The organism is Cereibacter sp. Soil_C_27, assembly GCF_057657095.1.
Genome location: NZ_JBDGJD010000001.1, coordinates 1,103,624 through 1,117,636, shown reverse-complemented (window position 1 = coordinate 1,117,636; position 14,013 = coordinate 1,103,624). Strand labels below are relative to the sequence as shown.

Sequence of the window (14,013 nt, the reverse complement as noted above, 5' to 3'; positions counted from 1 at the left end):
GCTCTTGCACCGGGCGGCAAAGCTTGCTCCAACAGGGCGACCCTTGCCCGGAGCCCGCCCGATGACCCTGCCGCTCAACCCCGCCATGGCCGCGACCTTCCCGCCCCCGGTGATGGAGGCGCGGCGCTGGCTTGCGGGCGCGGTCTTCCCGCCCGACCGCCCGCTGATCAACGTGAGCCAGGCCGCCCCGGTCGATCCGCCGCCGATGGCCCTGCGCGAGGCGCTGGCCGAGGCGGCGCTGCACGACCCGCAGGCGCATCTCTACGGCCCGGTGCTCGGCCTGCCCGCGCTGCGCGAGGAGATCGCCGCGCAATGGTCGGCAGCCTATGGCGGCGCCATCGCGCCCGCGCAGGTCGCCATCAGCCAGGGCTGCAACCAGGCCTTCACCGCCGTGATGTCCACCCTCGCCGGCGCGGGCGACGAGGTGATCCTGCCGACACCGTGGTATTTCAACCACAAGATGTGGCTCGACATGCAGGGCGTCACCACCCTGCCGCTCGCCACCGGCCCCGGCCTGATCCCCGACGCCGAGGCGGCGGCGGCGCTCATCACCCCGCGCACCCGCGCCATCGTGCTCGTCAGCCCCAACAACCCCGGCGGCGTCGAATATCCGGCCGAGACGCTGGCCGCCTTCCGCGACCTCGCCCGCAGCCGCGGCCTCGCGCTGATCGTCGACGAGACCTACCGCGATTTCGACAGCCGCTCCGGCGCGCCGCATGATCTCTTCACCGATCCGGACTGGCCCGACTGCTTCATCCAGCTCTATTCCTTCTCCAAGGCCTACCGGCTGACCGGCCACCGTGTCGGCGCCGTGGTCGCCTCCGAGGCGCGGCTGGCCGAGGTCGAGAAATTCCTCGACACCGTGGCGATCTGCCCGAGCCAGCTCGGCCAGATCGGCGCGCTCTGGGGCATGCGCAACCTCGGACAATGGGTCGCGGGCGAACGGGCCGAGATCCTCGCTCGCCGCACCGCGATGACCGGCGGCTTCGCGGCACTCACCGGCTGGCAACTCCTCGGCTGCGGCGCCTATTTCGCCTATGTCGAACACCCCTTTGCCCTGCCCTCCGACCAACTCGCCAAGCGCCTCGTGCACGAGGCCGGCATCCTCATGCTGCCCGGCACCATGTTCCAGCCCGAAGGCTCCGCCGAAGGGCAACGCCAGCTCCGCATCGCCTTCGCCAACATCGACACCACCGGCATCACCCAGCTCTTCGCAAGACTCGCCGCCCTTCCCCCCACCCTCTCCTGACATTTTCTGTCCCTAAATATCCTCGGGGTGGGGGTCCGGGGGAGGGGCAGACAGCCCCTCCCCCGGCTTGAGGCCAAAGGCGATGGGTCGGGGCAGACAGCCCCTCCCCCGGCGTCCGGCCAAGGGCCGCGCCCCAGCCATCTTGCCCCGAGCCCCCCTTCCGCATAGACAGTCGCAACACATCCGCATCCCGGCAGGACGACCCATGGCAAGATTGACGACGATCGAACACCACAAGCCCAAGAAGAAGGGCCAGCAGGTGGTGGTCTGGACTCTGGTCGGCATGCTGGTCGTCGGGCTCGGCGGCTTCGGCGTGACCAATTTCGGCGGCAACGTTCAGTCGATCGGCCAGGTCGGCGACCGCGACATCGAGGTGAACGACTATGCCCGGGCGCTGCAGCAGGAGCTGGCGGCCTTCGGTGCGCAGATCAAGCAGAACGTGACGCTGCAACAGGCGCAGGCCTTCGGTCTCGACGCGCAGGTGCGCCAGCGGCTGGTGGCCGAGGCCGCGCTCGACAACGAGACCGCCCGCGTCGGCCTTTCGGTGGGCGATGCCCGCGTGGCCGAGGAGATCACCGCCAACAGCGCCTTCCAGGGCACCGCCGGGCAGTTCGACCGCGAGACCTACCGCCTGACGCTGCAGCAGAACAACCTGACCGAGACCGAATTCGAGCGCGGCCTGCGCGAAAGCCTCGCCCGCTCGCTGCTGCAAGGTGCCGTCGCCGGCGGCTTCACCGCCCCCGCGCCCCTCGTCGACACGCTGCACGCCTATATCGCCGAGCGTCGCGGCTTCTCGCTCCTGCGCCTGACCGAGGCCGATCTGCCGAGCCCCTTGCCCGCCCCGACCGAGGCCGAGCTGCAGGCCTGGTATGACGCCCATCCCGAAGCCTTCACCGCCCCCGAGGCCCGCCGCATCACCTATGCGGCCCTCCTGCCCGAGGACATCGTCGACACCCTGCCGGTGGACGAGGAGGCGCTGCGCGCGCTCTACGACAGCCGGATCAACGAGTTCGTCCAGCCCGAGCGCCGTCTGGTCGAACGCCTCGTCTTCCCCGACGAGGCCGCCGCCGCCGAGGCCAAGGCGCGGATCGACGCGGGCACGCCTTTCGAGGATATCGTCGCCGAACGCGGCCTCGCCCTCTCGGATATCGACATCGGCGATGCCGACAAGGCCGCCCTTGGCGCTGCCGGTGACGCCGTCTTCGCCCTGACCGAGCCCGGCGTCGTGGGCCCCTTGCCCTCCGACCTCGGCCCGGCGCTCTACCGCATGAACGGCATCGTCGCCGCGCAGGAGGTGCCCTTCGAGGAGGCCCGCACCGATCTTCTGGCCGAGTTCCAGATGGACGCCGCCCGCCGTGCCATCGCCGACCGCACCGAGGAGATCGACGATCTTCTGGCCAGCGGCGCCACGCTGGAGGATCTGGCCGAGGATGCCGGGCTGACGCTCGGCACTGTCGATTACGTCGAGGGCGTCGACGACCCGCTCGCCGGCTATCCCGCCTTCCGCGAGGCCGCCGCCGCCGCCCAGGAGGGCGACTTCCCCGAGGCCATCGCGCTCGACGACGGCGGTCTGGTGGCGCTCAGGCTCGACGCCATCGTGCCGCCGACGCTGCGCCCCTATGACGAGGTGGCCGAGGATGTGGCCGCGGCGGTGCGCGCCGATGCGCTGGCCAAGGCGCTCGCCGCCCGCGCCGCCGAGGTCGTGGCCGGTGTCGAGGACGGTGCCTCGCTCGGCTCCTTCGGCGTGGTCGACGTGACCCCGCAGATCGCCCGCGACGGCTTCGTCGAGAACGTGCCGGACACGCTGGTGCCGACCGTCTTCGAGCTGGAGGAAGGCGCGGCCCGGCTCGTCGAAGGCCCCGGTTTCACCGGCGTCGTGCAGGTGACCGAGGTCACCCCCGCCCCGACCGAGGGCGAGGCGGCGACCGCGCTCAAGGGCTCGATCTCCGCGCAGGTCGATCAGGCGCTGGCGCAGGACGCGCTGCAGCTCTTCACCAATGCGCTGACCGCCGAGGCGGGCATCCGGCTCGATGACGCCGCGATCGCCGCCGTCCATGCCCAGTTCCGCTGACAGGTGACCCCGTGCCGCTGACCCCCACTTTCGAGGCTTTCGAACAGGGCTGGACTGCCGGCCGCAACCAGCTGGTCTACGCCCGGCTCGCCGCCGATCTCGACACGCCGGTATCGCTGATGCTGAAGCTGGCCGAGGCGCGGTCGGACACCTTCATGCTGGAATCGGTGACCGGTGGCGAGGTGCGGGGCCGCTATTCGGTGGTGGGGATGAAGCCCGACCTGATCTGGCGCTGCCATGGCACGGAAGCCTCGATCAACCGCGAGGCCCGCTTCGATCCCGCCGCCTTCCAGCCGCAGGACGAGGCCCCGCTGGAGGCGCTGCGCGCGCTGATCGCCGAAAGCCGGATCGACATGCCCGCCGACCTGCCCGCCATCGCCGCGGGTCTCTTCGGCTATCTCGGCTACGACATGATCCGTCTGGTCGAACACCTGCCCAACGTGAACCCCGACCCGCTCGGCCTGCCCGATGCGGTGCTGATGCGCCCCTCGGTGGTGGCGGTGCTCGACGGGGTGAAGGGCGAGGTGACGGTCGTCGCCCCGGCCTGGGTCGCCTCGGGGCTTTCGGCGCGCGCGGCCTATGCGCAGGCCGCCGAGCGGGTGATGGACGCGCTGCGCGATCTCGACCGCGCGCCGCCGGCGCAGCGCGACTTCGGCGAGACGATGCCTGTGGGCGAGATGCGCTCGAACTTCACCCACGAGGGCTACAAGGCCGCCGTGGAGGCCGCCAAGGATTACATCCGCGCCGGCGACATCTTCCAGGTCGTGCCCTCGCAGCGCTGGAGCCAGAGCTTCACCCAGCCGCCCTTCGCGCTCTACCGCAGCCTGCGCCGCACCAACCCCTCGCCCTTCCTGTTCTTCTTCAACTTCGGCGGCTTCCAGGTGGTCGGGGCCAGCCCCGAGATCCTCGTGCGGCTGCGCGACGGCGAGGTGACCGTCCGCCCGATCGCCGGCACCCGCAAGCGCGGCGCGACACCCGAGGAAGACCGCGCGCTGGAAGCGGACCTCTTGAGCGACCAGAAGGAGCTGGCCGAGCATCTGATGCTGCTCGACCTCGGCCGCAACGACGTGGGCCGGGTTGCCAAGGTCGGCACCGTGCGCCCGACCGAGAAGTTCATCATCGAGCGCTATTCCCACGTCATGCACATCGTCTCCAACGTGGTGGGCGAGATCGCCGAGGGCGAGGATGCGCTCTCGGCGCTGCTGGCCGGCCTGCCCGCAGGCACCGTCTCGGGCGCGCCGAAGGTCAGGGCGATGGAGATCATCGACGAGCTGGAGCCGGAAAAGCGCGGCGTCTACGGCGGCGGCGTCGGCTATTTCGCGGCCAATGGCGAGATGGATTTCTGCATCGCCCTGCGCACGGCGGTGCTGAAGGACGAGACGCTCTACATCCAGTCCGGCGGCGGCGTGGTCTATGACAGCGACCCGGAGTCGGAATATCAGGAAACGGTCAACAAGGCCCTCGCCCTCCGCCGCGCCGCCGAAAACGCCGGCCTCTTCGCCCGCCGCGGCAACGGGTAAGACGCCCTGTAGGGGAGTCCCCCCCGCGACATCGGAACGTCCCGAACGCATCCGCTGTCCGGACCTGCCGAACCGTCCTCGCAGGGTGGGGTAGAACCCCACCCTACACATGCCCCGATCGCGTGGCGTCGAGGCACCGACATCCCGTAGGGTGGGGTTCCACCCCACCCTCACCGTCTCCGAACATTGGCATCCGCGGTCACCCGGCGGCCCCGTCACCGCCTTAACAAATTCTTACCGCCCCACAAAATCCCGCGTCAAATCAACCGCGTACCCCGATTTTCACGCGTGAAAATCACTCCCCCATCGCCGCCGTCGCCGGGGCGAGCGCAACCATTCCGGCGCGGCCCTCGACCGACCATTCGACCAGCGCCTGAACCGTCTCGGGCCGCGTCTCGCCAATCACCGCGACCCGCCCGTCCTGCGCCGCCTTGAAGGCCGCGCGGTCGAGATAGCGGCGGATCGCCGGCGCGCCCTCATCCTCGCCGTCGAGTCGCCGGAAGATCACCGCCGCGGGCAGCCCCTGCCGCCGCGCCACCTGATCCGCCGCGTTCAGGCCGCGGTCATGGGTCACCATCCCCCGGCCCTGATCGGCGACGAGGGTCGCGACCTGCGCCGACAGCGTGCGGTCGCCCTGAAAGCCCGCCTCGGGCAGATCGACCAGACCCACCGCCTCGGGCAGGGCGCGGGCATGGGCGGCAAAGGTGACCTCCAGATCCGAGGCAGTCGCACCTTGCGGGATCCCGGTGGCCAGCATCAGCACCTCCTGCCCCGCCTTGCGATAGATCGCGGCGGCGGTGGCGGCGTCCGGGGCGAGCGGATCGATGACGAAGCTGACCGGGAAGGGCAGCGCCGCCAGAGCCTCGCGGTCGAGGTCCGGGCCCCCGGTATCGATCAGCAGGATCGAGAACAGCGGCTTGCCCGCCGGATTGTCGAACTCCCGCGCGAAGGCCCGCACCGGCGGCGGCGCCTCGGCCTCCTCCTCCGCCGCGGCGGGGACGTCGCCGATCCGTGGCAGGCGGTTGGTGGTCACGCCCGCTTCCGGCTCCGGCGCCGGGGTCTCTGGAACGAGCGGCGCATCGGGGGTGATGAGCCGCGGCTGGGCCAGCAGCGCCTCCTCCTCGGGGGTGAGCGGCGGCGGGGGCGGCAGGTCGGTGGCACCCGGCAGGGGTTCGGCAGCCGGCGCGCCGGGCTGGGCGCTGCCCGAGGGCAGCTCGGCCCGGGCCACCTCGCCGGGCAGCGCCGCCGGGTCGGTGGGCTCGGCCCCCGGCGCCTGCGGGGCCGCGGGGGCGGTCGGGGCGGGCTCGGGGCGGGCGGTGCTCGAGGTGTCGGGCGAGGCAGGCTCCGCCGCCTCCGGGCTGGTCACCACCGGGGCGCTTTCCAACGCGACGCTGGCATCGGGGCCGGGCAGGACCGGATCGACATCGGGCAGCGGTCTCGAGAATTCAGAGCCCGGCGGCGGGGTGAGATCGCTGGCGGGTGCGGGGCTCGCGGCTTGCATCTCGGGCGCGTTGGCCTCCCCTGCCCCGGTCGCCGTCCCGACGGGGGCGGCCTCGGCAGGCGTTTCGACAGGAGCCGCCTCGGCGGGAGCCTCGGCCTCAGCCAGGTCCTCGGAGGCCGCGGGCGTCTCCGCCTCGGCCGGCCCCTCGGACCCTGCGGGCGCGTCGGACGCCCCCTGCCCGACATCAGTCGCTGTCTCGACGACAGCCGTCTCGGCAGGCATCTCCCCCTCCATCGATCCGCCGGAACCTTCGGGCGCCTCGGCCACGGCCGGCGCCTCCGGCTCCGAGACCTCCGGCAGCGGCTCCTGCGCGGAGCTTTCGGTGGCCGGGGCCCGTGGCTGGACCGGGGCCTCGATCACCGGGCTGGCGGGAGCCTCGGCCACCTCAGGCAGCGCGTCGGCCTCGGGTGCCGCGAGGCTGCCGGGGACAGGAAGCGGGCTGTTGGCGGGCGGCGCCAGTTGCGAGGCCACGGCCAGTCCGACGGCCCCGACGACGCCGCCCCAGATCACACCAGATACAAATCCCCGGCTCACGCGCTGCTCCCTCATCGTTTTTTCCCCGCTCCGGGGCATTTGCGCGCGGCCCTCGGGCCATGCTTGCCCTTGACGCCCCCGCGTGGCTCTGACCATGTATATCCCGACCGTCGCAAGGGTTCACCCCCTATCCACCACATTGCACCGGGGCCCCGCAAGATGCTGCTTCTCATCGATAACTACGACAGTTTCACCTACAATCTCGTTCATTATCTGGGCGAACTTGGGGCAGATGTGGTCGTGCGCCGCAATGACGCGCTCGACGTGCAGGCGGCGATGGCGCTCAGACCCGAGGCAATCGTGCTGTCGCCCGGTCCCTGCGACCCGGCGCAGGCCGGGATCTGCCTTGCGCTGACCGCCGCCGCCGCCGAGGCGAAGATTCCGCTCCTGGGCGTCTGCCTCGGGCACCAGACCATCGGCGAGGCCTTCGGCGGCAAGGTGGTGCGCTGCCACGAGATCGTGCATGGCAAGATGGGGAAGATGCTGCACGAGGGCAAAGGCGTCTTCGCCGGCCTGCCCTCGCCCTTCCTCGCCACCCGCTATCACAGCCTGGTGGTGGAGCGCGACAGCCTGCCCGGCTGCCTGGAGGTCACCGCCTGGCTCGAGGATGGCACGATCATGGGGCTCAGGCACAAGACGCTGCCGATCGAGGGGGTGCAGTTCCACCCCGAGAGCATCGCCTCGGAGCATGGCCACCAGATGCTGCGCAATTTCCTCGACGCCGCCAAGGCTGCGGTGCCGGCATGAGCGACCGTCTGAAGCCGCTGATCGGCATCGCCGCCGACCGGGCGCTGACCCGCGACGAGGCGCAGCTGGCCTTCGAATGCCTGTTCGAGGGCGAGGCCACCCCGGCGCAGATGGGCGGCCTGTTGATGGCGCTGCGGGTGCGGGGCGAGACGGTGGACGAATATGCCGCCGCGGCCTCGGTGATGCGGGCGAAATGCAACAAGGTCCGCGCGCCGGAGGGGGCGATGGACATCGTCGGCACCGGAGGCGACGGCAAGGGCACGCTGAACATCTCCACCGCGACGGCCTTCGTGGTGGCCGGAGCGGGCGTGGTGGTGGCCAAGCATGGCAACCGGAACCTGTCGTCCAAATCGGGCGCCGCCGATGCGCTGACCGAGATGGGGCTCAACGTGATGATCGGGCCGGAGCTGGTGGAGCGCTGCCTGACCGAGGTCGGGATCGGCTTCATGATGGCGCCGATGCACCATCCGGCGACGCGGCATGTGATGCCGGTGCGGATGGAGCTGGGGACGCGGACGCTGTTCAACATCCTCGGGCCCCTGACCAACCCTGCTGGGGTAAAGCGGCAGCTGACCGGGGCCTTCTCTCCTCGGCTGATCCGGCCGATGGCCGAGGTGCTTAAGGCGCTCGGGTCCGAGAAGGCCTGGTTGGTGCATGGCGGCGACGGGTCGGACGAGCTTTCCATTTCCGCGGCGTCGAAGGTGGCGGCGCTGGAGGATGGCGAGATCCGCGAATTCGAGCTGCATCCCGAGGAGGCCGGTCTGCCGGTGCATCCCTTCGAGATGATCGTCGGCGGCACCCCGGCGGAGAATGCCGTGGCCTTCCGCGCGCTGCTCGACGGGGCGCAGACCGCCTTCCGCGATGCGGTGCTGTTGAACGCGGCGGCGGCTCTGGTGGTGGCCGGCAAGGTGAACACGCTGCCGGAAGGGGCTGATCTGGCGTGCGAAAGTCTCGACTCCGGCGCGGCGAAGGCCAAGGTCGCTGCCCTTGCCCGCATCACCTCGGCGGGCTAGACAGGGGATCAGACCCCCCAGAACCCCGCGAAGGAGGCCAAATGAGCACGATCCTGGACCGTATCAAGGCCTACAAGCTGGAAGAGATCGCCACCCGAAAGGCCGCGCGTCCGCAGTCCGAGGTGGAGGATGCGGCCCGCGCCGCCCCTGCCCCGCGCGGGTTCCTCAAGGCGCTGCGCGCCGCGGTGCCGAGCGGCTACGGGCTCATTGCCGAGATCAAGAAGGCCAGCCCGTCGAAAGGGCTGATCCGTGAGGATTTCAACCCCGCGGAACTGGCGAAGGCTTACGAGGAAGGTGGCGCCACCTGCCTGTCGGTGCTGACCGACGGCCCCTCCTTTCAGGGCGCCGACGCCTTCCTGACCCAGGCGCATGACGCGACCAGCCTGCCCTGCCTGCGCAAAGACTTCCTCTACGATCCGTGGCAGGTGGCGGAATCGCGGGCGCTGTCGGCCGATTGCATCCTGATCATCATGGCCTCGGTCTCGGACGCGCAGGCGCTGGAGCTGGAGGATGCCGCAATCCGCTGGGGCATGGATGCGCTGATCGAGGTGCACAACCGCGAGGAGCTGGAGCGGGCAAGCCAACTGAAATCCCGGCTGATCGGCATCAACAACCGCAATCTCGACACGTTCGAGGTGTCGCTGGACGTGACGCGCGATCTGGCGCGGCGGGTGCCGGAGGAGCGGCTGATGGTGTCGGAAAGCGGGCTCTTCACCCCCGAGGATCTGGCCGAGATCGCCCGTTACGGCGCGCGGTCCTTCCTGATCGGCGAGGCGCTGATGCGGCAGCAGGATGTGGCGGCGGCGACGCGGAGGCTTCTGGCGGCGCCGCTGACCGCGCAGGGCGGCATCTGATGGCCGAGACCAAGGCTCCGGGGCTCAGCCATTTCGACGCCGAGGGCCATGCGCATATGGTCGATGTCTCGGACAAGCCGGTGACGGCGCGGGTGGCGGTGGCGCGGGGCTCGGTGCTGATGAGCGCCGAGACGCTGGCGCTGATCTCGGAAGGCCGGGCGAAGAAGGGCGACGTCCTGGGCGTGGCGCGGCTGGCGGGGATCATGGCGGCGAAGAAGACCGCCGATCTGATCCCGCTCTGCCATCCGCTGCCGATCACCAAGGTCGCGCTGGAGCTGACCGCCGATCCCTCCCTGCCCGGCGTGACGGTCGAGGCCACGGTGAAGACCGGCGGCCAGACCGGGGTGGAGATGGAGGCGCTGACGGCGGTGAGCGTGGCCTGCCTGACCATCTACGACATGGTGAAGGCGGTGGAGAAGACGATGACCATCACCGATATCCGGCTGCTCCTGAAGGATGGCGGCAAGTCCGGGCGCTTCGAGGCCGGGGCGTGATCTCGGTCGAGGAAGCGCTGGAGCGCGCGCTGGCGCTGGTCTCGCCCCTGGAGGCGGAGACGGTGGCGCTGGCCCAGGCCTGCGGGCGCTTCATGTGCGCCCCTGCGGTGGCGCGGCGCGACCAGCCGCCTTTCGCGGCCTCGGCGATGGACGGCTATGCGCTGGCGGGCGATCCTGTGGCGGGGGACCGGTTCACGCTGATCGGCGAGGCCGGGGCGGGGCATGCCTATGCCGGGCGCATCGGCCCGGGCGAGGCGGTGCGGATCTTCACCGGGGCGCCGGTGCCGGAGGGGGCGACGCGCGTCGTCATCCAGGAGGATGTGCTGGCCGAGGGCGGCTCGATCCGGGTGCAGCCGGGCGCCGACAGCGGCACGCATATCCGCCCCGCGGGACAGGATTTCCGCGTGGGTGACAGCCTGCCGCCGCGCCGGTTGCGCCCGAACGATCTGGCGCTGCTGGCGGCGATGAACATCGCCGAAGTGCCGGTGACGCGCCGCCCGGTGCTGGCGCTGGTGGCGACCGGCGACGAGCTGGTGATGCCGGGCGAGACGCCGCGCCCCGACCAGATCATCGCCTCCAACAGCTTCGCGCTGAAGGCCATGGCCGAGGCCGAGGGGGCGGAGGTGCGGCTTTTGCCCATCGCGCGCGACACCGAGGCCGAGCTGCGCACCGTGCTGGAACTGGCCGCCGGGGCCGATATCGTGGTGACGATCGGCGGCGCCTCGGTGGGCGACCACGATCTGGTCGGCAAGGTCGCGGGCGAGATGGGGCTGGAGCGCGCCTTCTACAAGGTGGCAATGCGGCCCGGAAAGCCGCTGATCGCCGGGCGGCTGAACGGGCGGCCGATGCTGGGGCTGCCGGGCAACCCGGTGTCCTCCATCGTCTGTGCGCATCTCTTCCTTCTGCCGATGCTGCGCGTCCTGTCGGGCCTGCCCGCCGCCGCCCCGCCCCGGCGCCGGGCGCTGCTGGCCGAGGCGCTGACGCCGAACGGGCCGCGCGCGCATTACATGCGCGCAAGGCTGACGCCGACCGACGGCATGCCGGAGATCGCGCCCTTCCCGCAGCAGGATTCGGCGCTGCTGCGCATCCTTACCGAGGCCGATGCGCTCTTGATCCGCCCGCCGGGCGACGCGGCGCGGGCGGCGGGCGAGACGGTGGACTACCTGCCGCTCTGACGCTTGACACAAAGCGGGAACACGGGCAGAACAGGGGGTGAACCTGACCCCGGAGGGCACGGCCGTGTTGACGCGCAAGCAGATGGAACTTCTCGATTTCATCAAGACGAGGATGGACCGCGACGGCGTTCCGCCCTCGTTCGACGAAATGAAGGAGGCGCTGGACCTGCGGTCGAAGTCGGGCATCCACCGGCTGATCACCGCGCTGGAAGAGCGCGGCTTCATCCGGCGTCTGGCGCATCGCGCGCGGGCCATCGACATCGTGAAACTGCCCGAGGCGATGGAACGCCCCGGCTTCACCCCCCGGGTGATCGAGGGCGACAAGTCCGCCCCGGTGCGCAATGCCGTTCCGGTGGAGACGAGCCATGCGCTCGAGCTGCCGCTGATGGGCCGCATTGCCGCCGGTCTGCCGATCGAGGCGATCGGCGACGCGATGCAGCATGTCACGGTGCCGGGCTCGATGCTCTCGGGGCGCGGCCAGCATTACGCGCTCGAGGTGAAGGGCGACTCGATGGTCGAGGCCGGGATCAACGACGGCGACATCGTGGTGATCCGCGAACAGTCGACGGCGGAGACCGGCGATATCGTGGTGGCACTGGTCGACGACCACGAGGCGACGCTGAAGCGCTTCCGCCGCAAGTCGGGGATGATCGCGCTGGAACCGGCGAATGCGGCCTATGAGACGCAGCTTTACCCGGACAACCGGGTGAAGATCCAGGGTCGGCTGGTCGGGCTGATCCGCAGCTACTGACGCGCGGGGGGCTTGCGCCAGAGCCGCTCGCCCCGGGCGGTGGGCTGCAGGCGCAGGCCATCGGCCTCGGGCCAGATAGCGATGGCGCCCATGCGCGCGAGGCTTGTGCTGTCGATGACCCGGCAACCCTCCGGTGCTGCGGCCTCTCCGGCGACGATCACCAGCCGCGCCGTGCCGCAGGCTTCGGCCAGATGCTGCGGCGCCTCCCTGCCCTTCAGATGCACCACCGGGATACCGCCAAGGCTGAAGCGCCGCGCGGTCTTAGGCCCGTCGAAGCCGCTGCGCGTGGCGGCCTGCGCCTGATCCACCAGATCGCCGTCGTTCTGCAGCCATGTCTCGGCAGCAAAGCCCGCGCCGCGCGACGCGGAGAGCGCCCGCCCCTCGCCCGTCATCAGCCCGACCAGCGTGCCGTCCGGGCTGATCAGCAGCGGCGGGCGCTGCACCGTGGCCCAGAGGCCGAAGGCGAGTGCCATCGGCAAAAGCCCCAGCCCCCGCACCGCGCCGCGCCAGAGCACGACCCAGAGCGCGCCCAGCGTCAGCAGCGGCAGCACCCATGGTCCCGGCGTCGGCAGGCCGGTGACCGCGCCCTCCCATCCGGCGATCCAATGGGCAACGGCGAGGATCCAGCGCGCACCGAGCGCCATCAGCCAGAGCCCGGGCGCGGCGAGGCCAAGCGGCGCCAGCAGCGCCGCGATCACCGCGCCGGGCATGATCAGGAGCCCCATGGTCGGCACGGTCAGCAGATTGGCGAGCAGCCCGTAGTCGGTGTAGCGGTTGAAATGCGCGGCCCCGTAGGGCGCGGTGGCGAAGCCCGCGATCAGGGTGGAGAGCAGGGCGGTGAACAGCGGCAACGTCCAGCGGGGCAGCTGTTCACGCAGCACCCGCCGCTCCACCATGCCGAAGCCTGCGATCAGCGCGACGGTGGCGGCGAAGGACATCTGGAAGCCGGGGCTGAGCAGCGACTCCGGCTGCAGGAGCAGCAGGATCGTGGCCGAGATCGCCACCGAGCGCAGCGACAGCGCCCGCCTGTCGAAGAGCACCGCGCCGAGCATCACCGCCACCATGACAAAGGCGCGTTCCGTCGCCACGTTGAACCCGGCAAGGGCGAGGTAGAAGGCGGCGACGGCAAGCGCCAGCATGGCCGCAATCTTCTTGACCGGCAGGCGCAGCGCCAGCGGCGGGATCAGCGCCAGACCGTAGCGCAGGGCGGCGAAGACGAAGCCGGTGAGGAAGGCCATGTTCATGCCGGAGATCGCCAGGAGATGCGACAGGTTCGAGGCGCGCAGATCCTCGACCGTTCCTTGAGTGATGGCCGAGCGGTCGCCCGTCACCGCCCCCGCCGCGAAGGCGCCGGGCTGGCCGGGGATGCGGCTCTGGATCGCCGCCGAGAGCGAGGCGCGCAGCCGGTTGATGCGCTGCTCGCCCGGCGCGGGCGGCTCCAGCGCCAGAAGCGGCGCGCGGGTGTAGCCCACAGCGCCCAGCCGCTCGAAGAAGGCCATGCGCGGGAAGTCGAAGCCGTTCGGCTCAGACGGCGGCGGCGGGGCCGCGAGATGGCCGGTTGTCATCACGGTGAGACCGGGTGCGGGGCGGGTGTAGGGGACGGGGTGGTGCAGCGAGATCCGCACCCGGGCGGGCGTGCGTTCCGGCGCGACACGCTCCAGCACCACCCGGTCGAGCGTCAGGCGGATCAGGTCGGCCTGCGAGCGGTCGATCTCGACGATCCGCCCCTCGATCGGGCCGTAGTAGCGGAAACCGAGGATCGGCGCCGCCTGCAGATGCGCCCGCCCGCCTGCCGCCAGCACGCCAAGCGCGAGACAGCCGAGCGCAACCCAGAAGGGATGCGCAAGCTCCGGCCCGAGCCGCCAGCCGAACGCCGAGAGCCCGAGCACCGCCGCGGCGCCGAGATAGAAGGCGAGACCCGGCTCCCACGGCAGGGCGAACCACCAGCCTGCGCCACAGGCGATGAACACCGGCACCCAGGGAAACAGGATGCCCCGCGCCTCGGCCAGCGCCTGCAGCGGGTGAGCCAGAAGCCTGCCGAGGACGCGCACCTTGTCACCTGCCCCGCGATTGCCTAGACAAGCCCGACCCTATCCGCCCCGTG

Annotated in this window: 11 protein-coding genes; 9 read left to right on the top strand and 2 right to left on the bottom strand. The window is 71.0% G+C overall.

Translation table 11 applies throughout. The annotated features are described in order from the left end of the window. Positions 1-61 precede the first annotated feature (61 nt). The 3 genes from AC3A5Z_RS05490 (at position 62) to trpE (ending at position 4,840) form a co-directional block, all read left to right on the top strand. Positions 62-1,249: an aminotransferase gene (locus tag AC3A5Z_RS05490; protein ID WP_487518354.1), complete on the top strand. Its 1,188-nt coding sequence runs from the start codon at positions 62-64 to the stop codon at positions 1,247-1,249. Between the two features lie 205 nt (positions 1,250-1,454). Continuing rightward, on the top strand, positions 1,455-3,320 hold the full coding sequence (locus AC3A5Z_RS05485; protein ID WP_487518353.1) for a peptidylprolyl isomerase: 1,866 nt from the start codon (positions 1,455-1,457) through the stop codon (positions 3,318-3,320). 11 nt (positions 3,321-3,331) lie between these two features. Next, a complete protein-coding gene (gene trpE, locus AC3A5Z_RS05480; protein WP_487518352.1) occupies positions 3,332-4,840 on the top strand; it encodes an anthranilate synthase component I in 1,509 nt (502 codons plus the stop codon). A gap of 295 nt (positions 4,841-5,135) precedes the next feature. Here trpE and AC3A5Z_RS05475 read toward each other — a convergent pair whose 3' ends face one another. Then, entirely contained in the window at positions 5,136-6,875 is a 1,740-nt protein-coding gene (locus AC3A5Z_RS05475) for a divergent polysaccharide deacetylase family protein (RefSeq protein ID WP_487518351.1), read from the bottom strand. A 159-nt stretch (positions 6,876-7,034) separates the two neighbouring features. Between AC3A5Z_RS05475 and AC3A5Z_RS05470 the strand changes: the two genes are divergently transcribed. From AC3A5Z_RS05470 to lexA, 6 genes are all read left to right on the top strand, one after another. Next, complete coding sequence (locus AC3A5Z_RS05470; RefSeq protein ID WP_487518350.1) at positions 7,035-7,622, top strand: anthranilate synthase component II; 588 nt, start codon at positions 7,035-7,037, stop codon at positions 7,620-7,622. Continuing rightward, a complete protein-coding gene (trpD, locus tag AC3A5Z_RS05465; RefSeq protein ID WP_487518349.1) occupies positions 7,619-8,635 on the top strand; it encodes an anthranilate phosphoribosyltransferase in 1,017 nt (338 codons plus the stop codon). The genes AC3A5Z_RS05470 and trpD overlap by 4 nt, the downstream gene beginning before the upstream one ends. Before the next feature lie 41 nt (positions 8,636-8,676). Beyond that, positions 8,677-9,489, top strand: coding sequence for an indole-3-glycerol phosphate synthase TrpC (gene trpC, locus AC3A5Z_RS05460; protein ID WP_107663384.1), 813 nt, complete (start codon positions 8,677-8,679; stop codon positions 9,487-9,489). Further along, positions 9,489-9,983: a cyclic pyranopterin monophosphate synthase MoaC gene (gene moaC, locus AC3A5Z_RS05455; RefSeq protein ID WP_107663385.1), complete on the top strand. Its 495-nt coding sequence runs from the start codon at positions 9,489-9,491 to the stop codon at positions 9,981-9,983. Before trpC ends, moaC begins: the two co-directional genes overlap by 1 nt. Beyond that, positions 9,980-11,158, top strand: a complete 1,179-nt coding sequence (locus AC3A5Z_RS05450; protein ID WP_487518348.1) for a molybdopterin molybdotransferase MoeA — start codon at positions 9,980-9,982, stop codon at positions 11,156-11,158. The genes moaC and AC3A5Z_RS05450 overlap by 4 nt, the downstream gene beginning before the upstream one ends. 64 nt (positions 11,159-11,222) lie before the next feature. After that, entirely contained in the window at positions 11,223-11,909 is a 687-nt protein-coding gene (gene lexA, locus AC3A5Z_RS05445) for a transcriptional repressor LexA (RefSeq protein ID WP_487518641.1), read from the top strand. Here lexA and AC3A5Z_RS05440 read toward each other — a convergent pair. After that, positions 11,903-13,960 (bottom strand): ComEC/Rec2 family competence protein, encoded by a 2,058-nt coding sequence (locus AC3A5Z_RS05440; RefSeq protein WP_487518347.1) that lies wholly within the window; start codon positions 13,958-13,960, stop codon positions 11,903-11,905. The two genes, lexA and AC3A5Z_RS05440, sit on opposite strands and share 7 nt — an antisense overlap. Positions 13,961-14,013 lie beyond the last annotated feature (53 nt).

Bases quoted from the DNA above. Each gene is read 5' to 3' on its own strand.
- AC3A5Z_RS05490 (WP_487518354.1), top strand. From the start codon at position 62: ATGACCCTGCCGCTCAACCCCGCCATGGCCGCGACCTTCCCGCCCCCG.
- AC3A5Z_RS05485 (WP_487518353.1), top strand. From the start codon at position 1,455: ATGGCAAGATTGACGACGATCGAACACCACAAGCCCAAGAAGAAGGGC.
- AC3A5Z_RS05470 (WP_487518350.1), top strand. From the start codon at position 7,035: ATGCTGCTTCTCATCGATAACTACGACAGTTTCACCTACAATCTCGTT.
- trpD (WP_487518349.1), top strand. From the start codon at position 7,619: ATGAGCGACCGTCTGAAGCCGCTGATCGGCATCGCCGCCGACCGGGCG.
- trpC (WP_107663384.1), top strand. From the start codon at position 8,677: ATGAGCACGATCCTGGACCGTATCAAGGCCTACAAGCTGGAAGAGATC.
- moaC (WP_107663385.1), top strand. From the start codon at position 9,489: ATGGCCGAGACCAAGGCTCCGGGGCTCAGCCATTTCGACGCCGAGGGC.